The 17,615-nt window shown below is 63.6% G+C and carries 17 protein-coding genes and 2 tRNA genes; 15 read left to right on the forward strand and 4 right to left on the reverse strand.

Translation table 11 applies throughout. The annotated features are described in order from the left end of the window. The 11 genes from dnaN to DBR22_RS00930 all read left to right on the forward strand — a co-directional run. The coding region (dnaN, locus tag DBR22_RS00885) for a DNA polymerase III subunit beta (RefSeq protein ID WP_108597356.1) at positions 1-787 on the forward strand (787 nt) is incomplete at its 5' end. 110 nt (positions 788-897) lie between these two features. Next, complete coding sequence (gene gnd / locus DBR22_RS00890; RefSeq protein WP_108597357.1) at positions 898-1,782, forward strand: phosphogluconate dehydrogenase (NAD(+)-dependent, decarboxylating); 885 nt, start codon at positions 898-900, stop codon at positions 1,780-1,782. A 45-nt stretch (positions 1,783-1,827) separates the two neighbouring features. Then, positions 1,828-3,048: a DNA replication/repair protein RecF gene (recF, locus tag DBR22_RS00895; protein ID WP_108597358.1), complete on the forward strand. Its 1,221-nt coding sequence runs from the start codon at positions 1,828-1,830 to the stop codon at positions 3,046-3,048. Beyond that, complete coding sequence (locus tag DBR22_RS00900; protein WP_108597359.1) at positions 3,041-3,601, forward strand: DUF721 domain-containing protein; 561 nt, start codon at positions 3,041-3,043, stop codon at positions 3,599-3,601. The genes recF and DBR22_RS00900 overlap by 8 nt, the downstream gene beginning before the upstream one ends. A gap of 371 nt (positions 3,602-3,972) precedes the next feature. After that, positions 3,973-6,063: a DNA topoisomerase (ATP-hydrolyzing) subunit B gene (gyrB, locus tag DBR22_RS00905; RefSeq protein WP_108597360.1), complete on the forward strand. Its 2,091-nt coding sequence runs from the start codon at positions 3,973-3,975 to the stop codon at positions 6,061-6,063. A 59-nt stretch (positions 6,064-6,122) separates the two neighbouring features. Beyond that, a complete protein-coding gene (gene gyrA / locus DBR22_RS00910; RefSeq protein WP_108597361.1) occupies positions 6,123-8,801 on the forward strand; it encodes a DNA gyrase subunit A in 2,679 nt (892 codons plus the stop codon). Then, positions 8,798-9,478, forward strand: coding sequence for a DUF3566 domain-containing protein (locus DBR22_RS00915; protein WP_108597362.1), 681 nt, complete (start codon positions 8,798-8,800; stop codon positions 9,476-9,478). Before gyrA ends, DBR22_RS00915 begins: the two co-directional genes overlap by 4 nt. A gap of 98 nt (positions 9,479-9,576) precedes the next feature. Further along, positions 9,577-9,650: transfer RNA gene (locus DBR22_RS00920), tRNA-Ile, on the forward strand. 19 nt (positions 9,651-9,669) lie between these two features. Beyond that, positions 9,670-9,834, forward strand: coding sequence for a DLW-39 family protein (locus tag DBR22_RS24080; protein ID WP_258228996.1), 165 nt, complete (start codon positions 9,670-9,672; stop codon positions 9,832-9,834). Between the two features lie 74 nt (positions 9,835-9,908). Further along, positions 9,909-9,984 (forward strand) — tRNA-Ala (locus DBR22_RS00925). Positions 9,985-10,054: 70 nt separating this feature from the next. After that, complete coding sequence (locus DBR22_RS00930; RefSeq protein ID WP_108597363.1) at positions 10,055-11,008, forward strand: DMT family transporter; 954 nt, start codon at positions 10,055-10,057, stop codon at positions 11,006-11,008. 11 nt (positions 11,009-11,019) lie between these two features. Here DBR22_RS00930 and DBR22_RS00935 read toward each other — a convergent pair whose 3' ends face one another. Both DBR22_RS00935 and DBR22_RS00940 read right to left on the reverse strand, forming a co-directional pair. Then, positions 11,020-11,895 carry a glycosyltransferase gene (locus DBR22_RS00935; protein WP_108597364.1) on the reverse strand — a complete coding sequence of 292 codons (876 nt, stop codon included), beginning with the start codon at positions 11,893-11,895 and terminating at the stop codon, positions 11,020-11,022. Positions 11,896-12,050: 155 nt separating this feature from the next. After that, a complete protein-coding gene (locus tag DBR22_RS00940) occupies positions 12,051-13,025 on the reverse strand; it encodes a hypothetical protein (RefSeq protein ID WP_108597365.1) in 975 nt (324 codons plus the stop codon). Positions 13,026-13,180: 155 nt separating this feature from the next. Here DBR22_RS00940 and DBR22_RS00945 point away from each other — a divergent pair, with 155 nt between their 5' ends. The 3 genes from DBR22_RS00945 (at position 13,181) to DBR22_RS00955 (ending at position 15,642) form a co-directional block, all read left to right on the forward strand. Further along, the gene (locus tag DBR22_RS00945; protein WP_108597366.1) at positions 13,181-13,726 is read left to right on the forward strand and encodes a peptidylprolyl isomerase; all 546 of its coding nucleotides are present in this window, start codon (positions 13,181-13,183) and stop codon (positions 13,724-13,726) included. Positions 13,727-13,734: 8 nt separating this feature from the next. Continuing rightward, entirely contained in the window at positions 13,735-14,613 is an 879-nt protein-coding gene (locus DBR22_RS00950; RefSeq protein ID WP_108597367.1) for a rhomboid family intramembrane serine protease, read from the forward strand. Between the two features lie 558 nt (positions 14,614-15,171). After that, on the forward strand, positions 15,172-15,642 hold the full coding sequence (locus DBR22_RS00955) for a carboxymuconolactone decarboxylase family protein (RefSeq protein ID WP_108597368.1): 471 nt from the start codon (positions 15,172-15,174) through the stop codon (positions 15,640-15,642). Positions 15,643-15,898: 256 nt separating this feature from the next. Here DBR22_RS00955 and DBR22_RS00960 read toward each other — a convergent pair whose 3' ends face one another. After that, on the reverse strand, positions 15,899-16,543 hold the full coding sequence (locus DBR22_RS00960) for a DNA-3-methyladenine glycosylase I (RefSeq protein ID WP_108597369.1): 645 nt from the start codon (positions 16,541-16,543) through the stop codon (positions 15,899-15,901). A 33-nt stretch (positions 16,544-16,576) separates the two neighbouring features. Next, positions 16,577-16,831 (reverse strand): cell division protein CrgA, encoded by a 255-nt coding sequence (locus DBR22_RS00965; RefSeq protein WP_108597370.1) that lies wholly within the window; start codon positions 16,829-16,831, stop codon positions 16,577-16,579. Positions 16,832-17,007: 176 nt separating this feature from the next. Here DBR22_RS00965 and DBR22_RS00970 point away from each other — a divergent pair. Further along, positions 17,008-17,615 (forward strand): class E sortase (locus DBR22_RS00970; RefSeq protein WP_108597371.1); only part of this gene is annotated, 608 nt, incomplete at its 3' end.

Below are 17,615 nucleotides of genomic sequence, written 5' to 3' on the forward strand. Positions count from 1 at the left end.
ATACCCGCCCCTGCCGGCATTGCCCACCATCAGCGGAACCGTTCCGGGTGATGCCTTCGCCCAGGCCGTTTCCCAGGTCATCATCGCTGCGAGCAAGGATGACACCCTTCCCATCCTCACCGGCGTGCGGATGGAAATCGAGGACGACCTCATCACGCTGCTGGCGACTGACCGCTACCGGCTCGCCATGCGCGAAGTGCCGTGGAAGCCTGTCACCCCCGGCATCTCCACCAGCGCACTGGTCAAGGCGAAGACTCTCAACGAAGTAGCGAAGACCCTCGGCAACAGCGGCGATATCAACCTCGCCCTTGCCGACGACGACAGCCGCCTCATCGGTTTTGAAAGCGGCGGCCGCACCACCACGTCACTCCTGGTGGACGGCGACTACCCCAAGATCCGGTCCCTGTTCCCTGATTCCACGCCCATCCACGCCACGGTGCAGACTCAGGAACTGGTCGAGGCCGTCCGGCGCGTATCGCTCGTGGCTGAGCGGAATACACCAGTCCGGCTGGCTTTTACCGACGGCCTGCTTCACCTCGACGCGGGGACCGGCGAGGACGCGCAGGCCTCCGAGGAACTCGAAGCCCAGCTGTCCGGCGATGACATCACTGTCGCGTTCAACCCGCATTACCTGGTTGAGGGCCTCAGCGTCATCGAAACGAAGTTCGTCAGGTTCTCCTTCACCACCGCGCCGAAGCCCGCCATGATCACGGCCCAGGCAGACGCTGACGGTGAAGACCAGGACGACTACCGTTACCTGGTCATGCCCGTCAGGCTTCCCAACTAGTCCCCATCGGCTCCCAGCCTTCGCAAGCTCAGGCCGGGTCCCTCGCCGATGGGCCCCAACCACCGCCACCCTCGCGTCCCAGACAACCAGCGCAGAAAAGAGTCTCAACCGTGCATATCGGACTGATCGGCCTTGGAAAAATGGGTTTCAACATGCGCGAACGTCTGCGCAAGGGGGGCATTGAGGTCACAGGCTTTGACCGCAACCCCGAGGTCACGGATGTTGCCTCGGTGGACGAACTCATTGCGGCTGTCCCGGCGCCGCGGCTGATCTGGGTCATGGTTCCGTCGGGCGGGATCACCGATGCCGTCATTACCGAACTCGGGAACAAGCTCGACGCGGGCGACCTGGTGATCGACGGAGGCAACTCCCGTTTCACCGAAGACCAGAAGCATGGTGCCGCGCTGGCGGAAAAGGATATCCGGTTCGCGGACTGTGGCGTTTCCGGCGGTGTGTGGGGCCTGCAGAACGGGTACGGGCTGATGGCCGGCGGTGACGCGGCGGATATCGACCGGGCTTTGCCCGTCTTTGACGCACTCCGGCCGGAAGGAGAACGCGCTGACAGCTTCGTCCACGTCGGCGGAATTGGCGCCGGCCACTACGCCAAGATGGTCCACAACGGGATCGAGTACGGCCTGATGCAGGCCTACGCTGAGGGCTACCAGCTTCTTGCTTCCAAGGACATCATCAACGACCTTCCCGGTACGTTCCGTGCCTGGCAAAAGGGCACCGTGGTCAGGTCGTGGTTGCTTGACCTCGCGGTTAAGGCCCTTGATGAGGATCCCGGACTGCAGAATATCGACGACTACGTTGAAGATTCAGGTGAAGGCCGATGGACCGTGGAAGAAGCCATTGCCAACGCGATTCCTGCACCGGCCATCACCGCAGCACTGTTTGCGCGCTTTGAATCCCGTGAGGACAGCTCCCCGGCCATGAAGATGGTTTCCGCGCTGCGACACCAGTTCGGCGGGCATGCCACCCGTCCCGCCAAGTAGCAACAACCCCGGGGCCCGCGGGGTTCCGAGAATTCTGAAGACCGCGTGTACCTAGAACACCTTTCGCTGACTGACTTCCGCAGTTACGCCCAGGTTGACCTTGCCCTCGAACCCGGTGTCACGGTTCTGGTGGGCTCAAACGGCATCGGCAAGACCAACCTGATGGAAGCCATCGGCTACCTGGCCACGCTCAGCTCGCACCGGGTCAGTTCCGATGCTCCGCTGCTGCGTTTCGGAACCGACCGGGCGCTGGTGCGGGCTCGGCTGGTCCGTGGCGGGCAGACCACCGTGTTGGAACTTGAAATCAACGCCACCCGGGCCAACCGCGGCCGCATCAACCGCAGCAACCCGGTACGGGCCAGGGACCTGCTGGGGATCTGCCAGACAGTGCTGTTTGCGCCCGAGGATCTTGCCTTGGTCAAAGGGGACCCCTCAAACCGCCGGCGCTTCCTCGATGAGCTGCTGGTGAGCCTCATTCCGCGGCACTCGGCAACCCGCAGCGATTACGACCGTGTCCTGAAGCAGCGCAATGCCCTGCTTAAATCCGCACGGGCCGGCAAATTCACCGCGGGGCACGAGGCAACGCTGGATGTCTGGGACCAGCACATGGCAAAGGCCGGCGCCGAACTGCTGTACGCGAGGCTGGAACTTGTGGAGCGGCTGCGCCCGCACCTGGCCAAGGCGTACGCTCAGCTGACGGACGGCTCCAAGGAAGCCGGTGCTCTCTACCGCTCCACGCTCCAGAATCTGATGGACGACGACGGCGGCTCTCCGTCCGGCGCCGGATCCGGCGCCGGGATTTCTGGCCCTGCCCCTTCCGGACAGGGCAGTGGACCTGAGGATCTCCGGTACCTCTCCGTCGGGGAACTCACGGAACGCTACGTCCAGGCCTTCGCGGCATCCCGCCGCAAAGAGCTGGAGCGGGGAATCTCGCTGGTGGGGCCGCACCGGGACGAGCTGGAGCTGGTCCTCGGCGAAGCGCCCGCCAAAGGATATGCCTCCCACGGCGAAACCTGGTCGATGTGCCTCTCGCTTCGGCTTGCCTCCTACTACGTCATGCTGGACGACGCCCGTACCGGCGGCTCCGCACCCATCTTGATTCTCGACGACGTTTTTGCCGAGCTTGATGTACAGCGGCGGCGTAAACTTGCGGCAATAGTCTCCGGCGCGGAACAGGTACTGGTGACCGCCGCCGTCGAGGCCGATATTCCGGCGGAACTGTCCGGCCGGCGGGTGAAGGTCATTCCGGGAGGAATCGATGAGTAGGGACGAGAAAAACAGCGGGCTGCAGCCCGGCCGCGATCCCGACAACATTGATGCCCCGCAGGCGGCGCTGAACCGCATGCGCGAGGCCGCTGCGGCGCGTGGGGAAATCCGGCGCAAAGCGTCCCCTCCCGTGGGTTCGGCCAAGACAAAACGCGGAATCCGGGACACCCGCGGCTTCAGCCAGTTCCACTCCACCGGCCGGGACCCCCTGGGGCTGGGCAAGGTGGTGGGACGCCTTGTGGCCGAACGCGGGTGGACCTCGCCCGTGGCGGTGGGATCAGTGATGGCCGAATGGGCAACACTGGTTGGTCCGGAAATCTCCGCTCACTGCACGCCGGAAAGCTTTGCCGACACCACCCTGCATGTCCGCTGTGATTCGACAGCCTGGGCCACCCAGCTGCGGCTGCTGAGCATCAGCCTGCTGGAGAAATTCCGCACCGAACTGGGCGACGGAGTGGTGACCAGCATCCAGGTGCTCGGTCCGACGGCACCCAGCTGGCGCAAGGGCGGCCGTACCGTCAACGGCCGGGGACCCCGCGATACCTACGGTTAGCCCGCCGTCGGACCTTGAAAGTTCGTTCGGCGGCGTGTAGGGCGGTCTAACCGCCCTGAGGCGTATAGGCACCCGGCGACCGCACCGCAAGGGCGCCCTAGGCGTGATCAATGGCCAGACACAGGCAAGGACGGGTGCCGCGACGCCTCCGGAATGCGGGGTTGCGGCAGATTTCACGGTAGAATCACAGGAGATAACTGGGCGCCGGTGAAACGTTGACTGAGTCCGTTCTCCGTATGCCCTCAGCAGGCGGACTTCGGTTCTGCAGGTCGACCTACTCTTCAGCGCCATCAGCTTGTGCCTGTTGGCGGGTCTTTTCCCTTGGGAAGAATCCGCTGGCCATCATCGAAAAAGAGGAGTCGACAGCACCTGTGGCTAACGACATGACAGACACCCAGGCAGTGGAGCGCGCAGCGGAGGATGTCCCTACCCCCGATACTCCGGCGGAAGCCGTGACGCCGAGGGAATACGGTGCCAGCGACATCACTGTGCTGGAGGGCCTCGAAGCGGTCCGGAAGCGCCCTGGCATGTACATCGGATCCACCGGACTCCGGGGCCTCCACCACCTGGTCTATGAAGTGGTGGACAACTCCGTTGACGAAGCCCTTGCCGGCTACTGCACCCACATCGAAGTTGTCCTCCAGGCCGACGGCGGCGTCAAGGTTGTCGACGATGGCCGCGGCATCCCCGTGGACATGCACCCGACGGAGCACAAACCCACCGTCGAAGTGGTCATGACCATCCTCCACGCCGGCGGCAAATTCGGCGGCGGCGGTTATGCGGTTTCCGGCGGCCTCCACGGTGTCGGCATCTCCGTCGTCAACGCGCTCTCCAGCCGGGTGGACACCGAAGTGCGGCGCCAGGGGCACGTCTGGCGGATGTCATTCGCCGACGGCGGCAAGCCCCAGGGCGGACTGGTCCAGGGCCAAGAGACCGACAAGACCGGAACCACCCAGACTTTCTACCCCGACGCCGGGATCTTCGAATCCACCGAGTTCGATTTCGAAACCCTCCGCGCCCGGTTCCAGCAGATGGCGTTCCTGAACAAGGGCCTGCGCATCACGCTCACCGACGAGCGGACCTCCACGGAAAACTCCGACTCCACTGAGGATCTCGACCTTGATGCCGTGGTCACCGAAGGTGAAGTGACTGCTGAACACCGCACCGTGGTGTACCAGTACGACGACGGCCTGCTGGACTATGTAAAGCACCTGAACTCGGGCAAGAAGGTGGATGTGGTCCACGAGGACGTCATCTCCTTCGAAACCGAGGACACCGAACGCCACATCGCCCTGGAAATGGCCATGCAGTGGACCAATGCCTACTCGGAGAGTGTCCACACCTACGCCAACACCATCAACACCCATGAGGGCGGAACCCACGAAGAGGGTTTCCGCGCCGCCATGACCTCGCTCATCAACCGTTATGCACGGGAGAAGGGCATCATCAAGGAAAAGGATGACAACCTTACCGGCGACGACATCCGTGAAGGCCTGACTGCAGTCATCTCCGTCAAGCTCGCTGAGCCGCAGTTTGAAGGCCAGACCAAGACGAAGCTGGGCAACTCCGAGGTAAAGGGCTTCGTCCAGCGCGTGGTCACCGACGGCCTGGGCGACTGGCTGGAGCGGAACCCCGGTCCTGCCCGCGATGTCATCCGGAAGGCAATCTCAGCCGCCCAGGCCCGCATGGCTGCCCGGAAGGCGCGAGACAACGCCCGGCGCAAGAGTCCACTGGAGTCCTTCGGGATGCCCGGTAAACTCTCGGACTGCTCCTCCAAGGACCCCGCCCGCTGCGAGGTCTACATCGTGGAGGGTGACTCCGCCGGCGGTTCCGCCAAGCGCGGCCGCAACCCGGAAACCCAGGCGATCCTCCCGCTGCGCGGCAAGATCCTGAACGTGGAGCGCGCCCGCTTGGACAAGGCGCTCGGCAACGCCGAAGTCCAGTCCATGATCACGGCCTTCGGCACCGGCATCGGTGAGGACTTCGACCTCAGCAAGCTCAGGTACCACAAGATCGTGCTGATGGCCGACGCCGATGTTGACGGCCAGCACATCACCACCCTGCTGATGACGCTGCTGTTCCGCTACATGCGCCCGTTGATCGAGAACGGCTATGTGTACCTGGCGCAGCCGCCGCTGTACCGGATCAAGTGGTCCAACGCGCCGCACGACTACGTCTTTAGCGATAAACAGCGCGATGCCAAGCTGGTTTCCGGGCAGGCCGCCGGCCGCCGTATCCCCAAGGACAACGGCATCCAGCGCTACAAGGGCCTCGGCGAGATGGACTACACCGAGCTCTGGGACACCACCATGGACCCGGACAACCGCACCCTGCTGCAGGTCACCATGGATGATGCCCTGGCCGCGGACCAGATCTTCTCCACTCTGATGGGCGAAGACGTGGAATCGCGACGCAACTTCATCCAGCAGAACGCCAAGGACGTCAGGTTCCTGGATATCTAGCCGGCCCGCCGCATAGATATTCCATAACCGACATATACCTGAAACGGAAAATATAGACGATGAGTGACGAGACACCTGAGAACCCGGCGGGATCCGCCGATCTTCCGGAAGACGTACTTGAAGGCGATGTGCTGGTAGACCGCGTGGAGCAGGTGGACCTGCAGACCGAAATGCAGCGCTCCTACCTGGACTACGCCATGGCCGTCATCGTGGGCCGTGCCCTGCCCGACGTGCGCGATGGATTAAAGCCGGTGCACCGCCGTGTGCTGTACGCGATGTTCGATGGCGGCTACCGCCCGGACCGTTCGTTCAACAAGTGCGCCCGTGTGGTGGGCGAGGTCATGGGTCAATACCACCCCCACGGTGACACCGCCATCTACGATGCGCTGGTACGCCTGATCCAGGACTGGACCATGCGCTACCCGCTGGCCCTTGGCCAGGGCAACTTCGGTTCGCCCGGCAACGACGGCGCTGCCGCCCCCCGGTACACCGAGACGAAAATGGCGCAGCTGGCCATGGAGATGGTCCGGGACATCGATGAGGAAACCGTCGATTTCCAGGACAACTACGACGGCAAGAACCAGGAACCCACCATCCTGCCGGCGCGGTTCCCCAACCTGCTGGTCAACGGTTCCTCCGGCATCGCCGTGGGTATGGCCACCAACATTCCGCCGCACAACCTGCGCGAGGTAGCCGACGGCGTCCAGTGGTACCTGGCGAATCCGACCGCCACCCGCGAGGAACTGCTCGAAGAGCTTCTGCTGCGCGTCAAGGGACCCGATTTCCCCACCGGAGCAACAATCCTCGGCCACAGGGGCATTGAGGATGCTTACCGGACCGGCCGCGGATCGGTCACCATGCGGGCTGTTGTCAACGTCGAGGAACTCCAGGGCCGCACCTGCCTGGTGGTCACCGAGCTGCCGTACCAGGCCAACCCGGACAACCTTGCCATCAAGATCGCCGAACTGGTCAAGGACGGAAAGATCTCGGGAATCGCTGACCTCCGCGACGAGACCTCCGGCCGTACCGGCCAGCGGCTGGTTATTGTGCTCAAGCGCGACGCCGTTGCCAAGGTGGTGCTGAACAACCTCTACAAGCACACCGAACTGCAGAGCAACTTCTCCGCCAACATGCTGGCAATCGTCGACGGCGTTCCCCGCACGCTGAGCCTGGACGCGTTCATCCGCCACTGGGTAACGCACCAGATGGACGTCATTGCGCGCCGGACCCGCTACCGCCTGCGCAAGGCCGAAGAAGAAGCACACATCCTGCGTGCACTCCTGAAGGCACTGGATGCCCTGGATGAAGTCATCGCGCTGATCCGTGCCTCCAACACCACCGAAGCCGCGCGCGACGGCCTGATGGAACTGCTGGATATCGATGAACTGCAGGCCCGGGCCATTCTGGACATGCAGCTGCGCCGCCTGGCAGCCCTGGAACGCCAGAAGATCCAGGACCGCCACGCCGAACTCGAAGCGCTGATCGCGGAATACACCTCCATCCTGGAATCTGAACAGCGCCAGCGGGAGATCATCAGCACCGAGCTGGGCGAGATCGTCGCCAAGCACGGCGATGACCGCCGGACCAGGATCCTGATGGGCTTCGACGGCGACATGTCCATGGAGGACCTGATCCCCGAAGAGGAAATGGTGGTGACCATTACCCGCGGTGGGTACGTCAAGCGCACCCGCAGCGACAACTACCGGTCCCAGCAGCGCGGCGGCAAGGGCATCAAGGGTGCCCAGCTCCGCGGGGATGACGTGGTGGAACACTTCTTTGTGACCACCACCCACCACTGGCTGCTGTTCTTCACCAACCTGGGCCGCGTCTACCGGGCCAAGGCCTACGAGCTGGTGGAGGCCGGCCGTGATGCCAAGGGCCAGCACGTTGCCAACCTGTTGGCCTTCCAGCCGGACGAGCACATCGCCCAGGTCCTGGATCTGAAGGACTACCAGCAGTCTCCGTACCTGGTCCTGGCCACCAAGCGCGGCCTGGTCAAGAAAACCCGCCTGGAGGATTACGACACCAACCGCTCCGCGGGTGTCATCGCCATCAACCTGCGCGACGGCGACGAACTCGTCTCCGCCCAGCTGGTCTCCGAAACGGATGACCTGATGCTGGTGTCGCGTATGGGCCAGTCGATCCGTTTCACCGCCACCGACGATGCACTGCGGCCCATGGGCCGCGCAACGTCCGGCGTCACCGGGATGAAGTTCCGTGAAGACGACGAACTGCTGGCGGCCGACGTCGTCACTGACGGCTCGTTCGTCTTCATCGTCACCGGGGGCGGCTACGCCAAACGTACAGCCGTGGAGGAATACCGCCTCCAGGGCCGTGGTGGCCTCGGTATCAAGGTGGGCAAGTACCAGGAGGAACGCGGCCACCTGGTGGGCGCCCTTATTGTCCAGGAAGAGGATGAGGTCCTGGTGGTCATGGAGGGCGGCAAGGTTGTCCGGTCTTCAGTGGCCGGAGTTCCCGCCAAGGGACGCGACACCATGGGTGTCATCTTCGCGAAGCCGGACAAAAATGACCGCATCATCGAGGTGGCCCGTAACAGCGAACGCGGCCTTGAGGGCGAGGAATCCGCGGACGATGACGTAACGTTGGCTGAAGATGGCGGTTCCCCCGAGGGTGCCGCAGGGTCAGCATCAATGGCAGATACATCACCGGCTGTTGAGTCAGAGGACGCCTCCGGCGACGCTGAGCCGAACGAAGACTACACCGGAGGTAACGAGTGAGTAATCCCGACTCATATCCCAAGCCGAACAGCACTGCTCCCGCTGGAACACCGCAGCCCGCGGCCGCGCCGCGGGTGAATGCACCCGTCCGGCCGCAGCAGCGTCCGGCGGGGCCGGCGGGAGCCCCGTCTGCTGCCCCGGGCCAGCGTCCCGCCACACCAGGTCAGCGCCCGGCGCAGGGCCAGCCCGGCCAGCGCTCAGCCCAGGCACCGGCCGGCCAGCGTCCCCCGCAGGGCAGGCCTTTGCAGGGCCAGCCCGGCCAGCGCCCGGCCCAGGGCCAGCCGGGCCTGGTCAAGCCCGCACCCAAGGCCAAGGTCAGGCGTGCCCGGCTGCTGGTCAGCAAGGTGGACCCGTGGTCGGTCCTGAAAATGGCATTCCTGCTGTCTGTGGCGTTGGGAATCGTCACCGTTGTCGCAGCCATCGTGCTGTGGACCGTCCTGGATCTCACCGGCATCTTTGATCAGGTGGACAGCCTCCTCGGTACCCTGGCCGGTTCTGAAGGCGGCGGGTTCGAACTGAAGAAGGTTGCATCCCTCGGCCAGGTGGCTTCCTTTGCCACCATCATTGCCGTGGTGAACGTTGTCCTGCTGACTGCCCTGTCCATGCTTTCAGCGGTGCTTTACAACATCTCCGCCACCCTCGTCGGTGGCATCGGTGTGACCCTCACGGACGACTGAAATCCCACTATTCTCCGGTTATTCTTCCGGAAAATGCCTCGATTTGAGATCGGGCCGGGATGTGCTGTAAAGTCATATCTCGGCCCGATGAGGCATCGGGGCGTATAGCTCAGGCGGTTAGAGCGCTTCGCTGATAACGAAGAGGTCCCAGGTTCAAGTCCTGGTACGCCCACGGAACCTGTGCAGGTTCTATGGAGGATCCGGTCTGTTTCGGCAGGCAGGATCGGAATGGGGTGCATGTGAAGAAGTTGCTCGCAATTGCAGCTGCGGTCGCAGGCATCCTGCTCTACAGGAAAGCACAGGAATCCGAGGCCCGGAAAACAGTCTGGAGCCAGTCGACCGATTCGGTCGAATAGGCTTCGGTACCCCGGTCCGGGAGCTGGCAAGAGGCTCCAGGGATTCAGGGTATGATTGACGGGTTGCTTCTTATGGGGGCATGGCGCAATTGGTAGCGCACCTGCTTTGCAAGCAGGGGGTTCGGGGTTCGAGTCCCCGTGCCTCCACCATAAGGAAAGTCCCGGACAGCGAAAAAGCTGTCCGGGACTTTTTCGTTAAGCGGACCATTAGGGTTGAACGGTGAACTTCTTTCTGGCGGCAATCGGCGTCCTTGGCGTGGCCTCTTCCGGGCCCCTGATTGCAGCTACGCTCGGTGCCACCACGGTCAGCGCCCTGGCCATCGCCTTCTGGCGGAACGCCATCGGGGCTGCTGTGATGGCCACTCCCACGCTGGTCCGTGAACCGCGGCAGTTCGGCCGGATTACCGCGCCCGAGTTCCGCTGGTCGCTGCTGGCGGCCGTGGCGCTGGCACTGCATTTTGCCTGCTTCATCACCTCCCTCCAGCTCACCTCCGTGGCTGCCGCAACTGCGCTGGTCTGCCTGCAGTCAGCCTGGATTGCCGTCTTCCAGCTGTTCCGGGGAACGCGTCACCGCTGGCAGGTGCTGGTGGGGCTGGGTATTGCCTTCGGCGGTGTCGTCACCATTACCGGGTTCGATATGGGGTCCTCGCCTGATGCCCTGGTGGGAGACCTCCTGGCGGTTGCCGGCGGTGCCCTGGCCGGCCTGTACACCCTGGCTGGCGGCAAAGCCCGGCAGACCATGACCACGGGAACCTACACCACACTGTGCTACGGGATGTGCGCTGCCCTCGTGGCTGTGCTGGCGCTCTTCAGCGGCCAGCCCCTGGTGGGGTTCGACGCCGTGGGCTGGCTGGGCATCGCTGCCATCACTGTCTGCGCCCAACTGGTGGGCCACACGGCCTTCAACCACCTGCTCGCCACCATGAGCCCGCTGCTGGTATCCATGATCATTCTGCTGGAGATCCCCGGCGCAGCCCTGCTGGCAGCCGTATTCCTGGACGAGATGCTCCCCGGCGGTACCTATGCGGGACTGGCTCTGATCCTGGTGGGCCTCGCCGTCGTGGTTCTCGGCCAGCGTTCCGTCGGCGCGCGGCAGCGCCGTGCTGAAGCAAGGACCGGCACCCAGGCGGGAGAACCGCCGTCGGACCGTCTGGCTGAACTGGGGACCGACTGACGCCTGCGGCGTTACTGGCCGCCGCGGCGGACGGGCTGGGCTGTGTTGACGGTGTGGATCGCCCGCAGGAGTTTGGCCGGGAAGTAGACCGAGAAGAACACCACCATGGGCGCCTTGAGGGCCATCTTCTTGACGTTGTGTGCTTTGTACGTGCGGTCGAAGCGCGTCACGTAGTAGCGGTAGTCCCGAGGCGAATCCTCAAGCCGGCGTGCAGACATGCCGGACACCATCTGCGGCCAGTACTGGACCTTGAGATCGTGATCGGCGAGGTGCAGGGAGAGGTCAATGTCCTCGTGCATCTCGTCCTTCTCGTCGCGGCAGGTTTCGTCGCGGATGATCTCCCAGGCGGTGGCGCGCAGGGCCATGTTGGAGCCGAAGAGGAAGTGGTACTGGTGCTTGGCGAGCTTCAGCATCAGCTGGCGCATTTTGTCGTCGGCCTTGAGTCCGAAGCGCCGCATCGGCATGTCGTAGTAGACCACCGGCCCGGTGGCTGCCTGGACTGACTGGTCCTGGAAAGCCTTCTGTACCTGCTCCACCCAGTCCGGCTCCACCACCGAATCGGCGTCGATGCGGCCAAGGATGTCCCCGGTGGCGCTGTTCAGGCCGAAGTTCCGTGTGGGAATCAGCCCCTGGTCCTGGTGCTGGCTCAACAGGAGGATAGGGCTTTCGGGGTATTCAAGCTGCATCTGGCCCACGATGGCCGCCGTGCGGTCCGTTGACAGGTTGTCCACCACGATGATTTCGTGGGCCGGCACCGACTGGTAGACCGCAGCAATGAGGCACTGCCGGATCACACTTTCCTCGTTGTAAGCCGGGATGACAATGGACACGCGGGGCAGCTGTGCTGCGTCGTTCAAGGCATCCCCAGAGGATTTATCGGCTGACATCAGTCCAAATTTAGCACCGATCCACACCCGCCCGGCCGGCGACAAGGGTAATGACGCGGCGAACATCCGGAAAACACTGAAGGGGTCCCGCCTTGTGAACTGGTCACAGGGCGGAACCCCTTCAGTGGTGCCGCTGCTTAGTGGCGGCCCGTGTTCTAGTGCTCGGTCTTGTCCGCGGACCCGTTCATGTTCGATGCGATGTTCTTCATGGCCGTCTTGGCGTCCGTGGAACCCTTGGCGGCGGTGTCGGCCGAATCGTCGGCGAGGTGCTTGGCCGGCTCATCAGATGAGCCCTTGACGTCCTCTGCAGCATCGTCCGCTTTGCCGGCAACCACGCCGGCGGTGGAAGCTGTGGCGGCTGCGGCCTTGCTGGCAGCATCCTCGGTTGCGTCCTTGACCTCGTTCACCGTGGTGGCAGGAACCGGAGCCGGGGTGGGCGCCACAGGAGACGGGGTCTTCCACGGGTCCTCCACAGGCTTGGAGGCCTTCCAGGCGGCAACACCGGCGGCGACCGCCGCAGCGATAATGCCGAACACCAGCCAGCCGCGCTTCTTGGGCTTTTCCGGCTCCGCGAGTTGGATGCCCACGGCCTTGCCCGCTTCATGCGCGGCCGCCTTGAGATGGGTTCCTGCAGTCTGTGCCTGGTCCTGGAGGGTATGGACAATGCCAACGTCTCCGAGCTTGCGGGCCACCGCATCGACCTGTGCCGGGGCGCTTTCCAGCGTGCGGTGGACGGCGTCGGAGGCGTGGCCGATCTGGTCAGAAAGGCGCGGCAGGTATTCGACCACTACGCGGTCACGGGCGTTGAGGATAACCGGGGTGGCCTTGTCCAGTGCTTCGTGAAGGCGCGGGGTAGTGCCTTCCACAGCGTCGTGGATTTTCGGCGCGAGGTGCGCGAGTCCGTCCTGGATGCGCGGTGTCACTGTTGCGACGCCGTCGGCAAGGTTGTGGGCAGCGGACTTAAGGCCCTCCTGGATCTTGGGAGAAGCGGTATCCAGGCTGTGCTGCAGGCGCGGCACGGCCCAATCCACTGCTGCCTCCACGCGGGGGGATGCCCAGTCCTTTGCATACTCGACTGCGTTGTTGACTGACTGCTCGAGGTCACGGGCAATACGATCCGACTTCTTCACAACTACCTCCCGATTAATGTGACGGTTTTGTTGTTAGCCTACGTGGATTGACCTGCACCGGCTATTCTTCCCGCGGATTTACGGCCGATTTCACCCAGCGCGGAACTGTCCGCGGAGCCGCTCCGGCGTTGACCCGCCGTGAAAGAATGAGCGGTATGACTGCAATCGCAACAGCAAAAGCAACCATCCACACCAGCCTCGGCGACATCGTCGTTAACCTCTTCGGCAACCACGCGCCCAAGACGGTCAAGAACTTCGTTGGCCTCGCCACCGGCGAGCAGGCCTGGACCCACCCGGAGTCCGGCGAGGACAAGACGGGCACACCGCTTTACGACGGCACCATCTTCCACCGGATCATCAAGGACTTCATGATCCAGGCCGGGGATCCCCTGGGCCGTGGCATTGGCGGACCGGGCTACAAGTTCGATGACGAAATCCACCCCGAGCTCAGCTTCAACGCCCCCTACAAACTGGCCATGGCCAACGCCGGCATCCAGGGCGGCAAGGGCACCAACGGCTCGCAGTTCTTCATCACCACCATCCCCACCGACTGGCTCCAGGGCAAGCACACCATCTTCGGTGAAGTGGCTGACGACGCATCCAAGAAGGTCGTCGACGCCATCGAAGGCGTCCGCACCGGCATGGGCGACCGCCCGGTTGAGGATGTCACCATCAACAGCATCGACGTCGAGCAGCTCTAACCCATCGCATGAGCTACGGAATTCCGGCGGCTGAGCCGTCCGCCCAGGTTCCCGTGTGCCCCCGGCACCCGGACCGGCCCTCCTACGTGCGCTGCCAGCGGTGCGGGCGCCCAGCGTGCCCGGACTGCCAGCGGGCGGCCGCCGTCGGATTCCAGTGCGTTGACTGTGTCAACGAAACAAGGCGTACGACGCCGGAGGTCAGGACTGTCTACGGCGGTGCCGTTGCAACCGGCAAACCGCTGGTGACGTTCAGCCTCATCGCGGCATGTGCCGTGCTCTTTGTGCTGCAATGGATCGTCCCCGCGGATGCCGTGTTCAGGAATTTCGCCTTCGCTTCGGTCTACGCCGCTCCGGAGTTCGGAGCCTTCGAACCGTGGCGCCTCCTGACATCGGCCTTCCTGCATTCACAGGGCTTCATCCTCCACATTGCGCTGAACATGTACATGCTGTGGATGTTCGGCCAGGCGCTGGAGCCCCTCCTCGGCCGGCTGCGTTTCCTGGCCGTGTACCTCGTTTCCGCCATTGGCGGTTCGGTCGGCTATCTGGTCCTCACCCCGCTCCTCCCGCCGGGGGGACCCGTAGGTGTGGTGGGTGCATCAGGTGCCATCTTCGGGCTTTTCGGGGCCATGCTGGTAGTGCAGCGCCACCGCGGCGGGGACACCCGCCAGCTCTGGATCCTGATAGCCATCAACGGAGTCATCGGCTTCCTGGTCCCCCAGATAGCCTGGCAGGCCCACCTCGGCGGGCTGATCACCGGAGGCCTCTGCGCTGCCGTGATCGCGTACGCACCCCGGGGCAAGCGGCAGGGCTTCCTGCAGGCTGCCGGCCTGGTGGCCGTGCTCGCGCTGCTGATCGTGGTGAGCTGGGTCCGGATCGCTGCAGGCTGACGCCCGGCCGGCCTCTACTCCATCCCAGACCCCGATGTCCACCCGGACATCGGGGTTTTTTGCGCTGCCTGCCGGGCGCCTCCGGTTATCCACAGGGGTTATCCACAATGTTGGTAACTTACATCCGTGTAGTTCATCGTGCTGCTGTCTCCCGGCCCCCGCCGCTCCGCTGTTTCGAAGGTTTTCCCGGATTCAGCAGTCCACAATTGTGGAAAACCGTGTGAGTGCGGCTGTGGGTAAGTGGAAAACCTGCCTGTTTTGCCGGCCTCTGTGGAAAAGTGCGGGAATCCGGGCCGAACGTGCCCGCCGAGCAGTCGTGGGAGAGGCTGTTTCAACAGGGTTATTCACAATGTTAATAACTTACAGCCGTGTAGTTAGCTGCCGATGTTTGGCTGGCCATGGCTCCTGAGAGCCCCTACCGGTCCGCCCTGTGGATTGTTGTCCACACCTGTGGATAACTTGTGGGTACTCGAGTGTTAGTAAGTGGAAAACCCTGACATATGGGAGGGTGAACCTACCGATGCCCAACAATGAGATCTCCAGCCAAGAAGGACCGCCATGAGCGCCACCACCACTGAGCACATCTTCCTTGATAAGCAGCATCCTGCAGTGTGGCGTGCCCTGAACGGGTTGGGGCTCAAAGCCCGGGACGCCGCTGACGAAGCCGGCATCGACCGGAAGGCCGTTGAGCTGCTCAACGTCCGGACCTCCCAGCTGAACGGCTGCGCGTACTGCCTGGACATGCACGTGCGGGATGCACTCGAAGGCGGAGAGAGCTCCCAGCGGCTTGCCGTCCTTCCGGCGTGGCGGGAAACCTCGCTGTTCACCGCCAAGGAGCGGGCAGCCCTCACCCTTGCGGAAGCCCTTACGGAACTTCCGGGGCACCGGACCATGGAGCACGAAGAAGGCTACGCGCGGGAACACCTCAGCGCTGATGAATTTTCTGCGGTGAGCTGGCTGGTTATCACCATGAATGCCTTCAACCGGGTGTCCGTCATCAGCCACCATCCGGTCAGGCAGGACCGGTAAAAAGCACTGATATTGGGCGCCCTGACTGGGGCGGACGCCCCTAAACCGCCCGGAACTCTTGCACAACGACTCCGGTCAGGCAGGTTATCCACAGCTAATTCACACTGTTAATAACCAACGAGGGCCGTGACCCGGATCCGAATCCGGTGCGGCGAGGCGGCCGCCCGGATTTATCCCGCGGCGTATCCCGAAGTTATGCACACTGTGGATAACTTTCCCAACAGTTGGGGAAAAGTTGTCGCCCAGCCGGGCTGCTTTACGCCTGCGCCTGCCAGATGCCGGAAGAGCCACGGCGGTGGCTGTGCACGAGATGGGTATCCACCATGCCGATGGCCTCCATCAGCGCAAACATGGTGGTGGGGCCCACGAATGAGAACCCCTGCTTCCGCAGGGCTGTGGACAGCGCCACGGATTCCGGGGTCTGGGTGGGGATATCGGCGTGCGTAGCCGGCGCGGGGGTGGCTTGCGGCTTGAACTGCCAGACGAAGCCGACAAGGCCGCCCTGTTCCCTCAGGGCAATGGTGGCCTGGGCATTGGTGATCGCCGCACGGATCTTCAGCCGGTTGCGGACGATGCCCGGGTTCTGGAGCAGACGCCCGATGTCAGCCTCCGTATATGCGGCAACGACATCGGGCTCGAAATTGTGGAAGGCCTCACGGAACGCGGGCCGTTTGCGAAGGATGGTGGCCCACGACAAGCCGGCCTGGAATCCCTCCAGGCTGATGCGCTCGTACAGTCCCTGCTCATCCCGGACAGGGAGGCCCCACTCGGTGTCGTAATACTCGCGCAGGAGCGGATCGTTAGCTGCCCACGGCGGGCGGCCCAGGCCGTCGTCGCCCGTTACCGTTCCGTCCGGAACTGTACCTTTGGCTTGTGGTCCGTCCGCTTTTATCCCGTCCACAGGGAGGCAGCTATTCCCGTCCAGCGGCCAGGATCAGGAGCGCCAGCGGGTGGTCATGAGGAACCCGATGATGGCAATGCCGAAGCCGGCCACGATGTTCCACGATTCCCACGCCTGGACCGGAAACCGGCCTTCGCTGATGTAGAACGTGATGATCCACAGGAGCCCAATGATCATGAGCCCGAACATGACGGGCTTGAACCAGACAGCGTTGGGCTTGTACGCCTGCGTGCCGGCAGCGGCCCGCGTGGCGGTGGAAGTCTTCTTGCGTGGCTTTGACTCGGGCACGTGGTCTCCTTGGCGGACTGAGCAAGCTCGGCCGCGCGGGCTTGATATCCTGCAAGAAGGAAGTTGCCAGCGGTCAGCGCGATCTTGGTCAAAATCTGGATTCTTACTAGCAGTCAATTCTAGCCGTAGTTCAGGGCACCCCAACGCCCATCGCGACCGCCCCGACAGGAGAACGCGTGGTATTGCAGGAGAAGGTGAGGCCCGCCGTGGCGGCGCCCACCAGCGCCGACGTTGTGCGGGGCACCGTGCAGGTGGTGGGCGAGCTGCTCATCACCGGCGGCATCATCCTCCTGCTGTTCGTTGCCTGGCAGCTTTGGTGGACCAACGTGGAGTCGGACGCCAGGCAGAGCGCCGTCATCAAGGAATTTGCCCAGGAGCTCGGCGGCTCGGCACCTGCCCCCGCGGACGCACCTCAAGGGACGCCGGCTGAACCCGTTGATTATGGAACGCCGGCCGTGGCCGCAGCCCCCGGGCATGCAGGCACGATAGGCATCATGTACATCCCGCGGTTCGGCAACAGCTACACCCGGCCCATCGTGCAGGGAACCACCGGGGACGTGCTGGACACGCTGGGGCTGGGCCACTACAGCAACACGGCCATGCCGGGAGCAGTCGGCAACTTTGCCGTGGCCGGTCACCGGCAGACCCACGGCGCCGTGCTGGACAACATCCACACCCTGGTTCCGGGCGACAAAATCTACGTCCAGACCAAGGACGGCTACTACACCTACGTCTTCCGTAATAATCAGGTAGTCATGCCGTCCCGCACCGATGTCCTGGAGCC

The sequence above is a fragment of the Arthrobacter sp. HMWF013 genome (genome assembly GCF_003061105.1).
In the GTDB taxonomy this organism is placed as follows: domain Bacteria; phylum Actinomycetota; class Actinomycetes; order Actinomycetales; family Micrococcaceae; genus Arthrobacter.

Coding starts and splice junctions, on each gene's coding strand:
- DBR22_RS00900 (WP_108597359.1), top strand. CDS start 3,041: ATGAGTAGGGACGAGAAAAACAGCGGGCTGCAGCCCGGCCGCGATCCC.
- gyrA (WP_108597361.1), top strand. CDS start 6,123: ATGAGTGACGAGACACCTGAGAACCCGGCGGGATCCGCCGATCTTCCG.
- DBR22_RS24080 (WP_258228996.1), top strand. CDS start 9,670: ATGGAGGATCCGGTCTGTTTCGGCAGGCAGGATCGGAATGGGGTGCAT.
- DBR22_RS00935 (WP_108597364.1), bottom strand. CDS start 11,895: ATGTCAGCCGATAAATCCTCTGGGGATGCCTTGAACGACGCAGCACAG.
- DBR22_RS00945 (WP_108597366.1), top strand. CDS start 13,181: ATGACTGCAATCGCAACAGCAAAAGCAACCATCCACACCAGCCTCGGC.
- DBR22_RS00950 (WP_108597367.1), top strand. CDS start 13,735: ATGAGCTACGGAATTCCGGCGGCTGAGCCGTCCGCCCAGGTTCCCGTG.
- DBR22_RS00955 (WP_108597368.1), top strand. CDS start 15,172: ATGAGCGCCACCACCACTGAGCACATCTTCCTTGATAAGCAGCATCCT.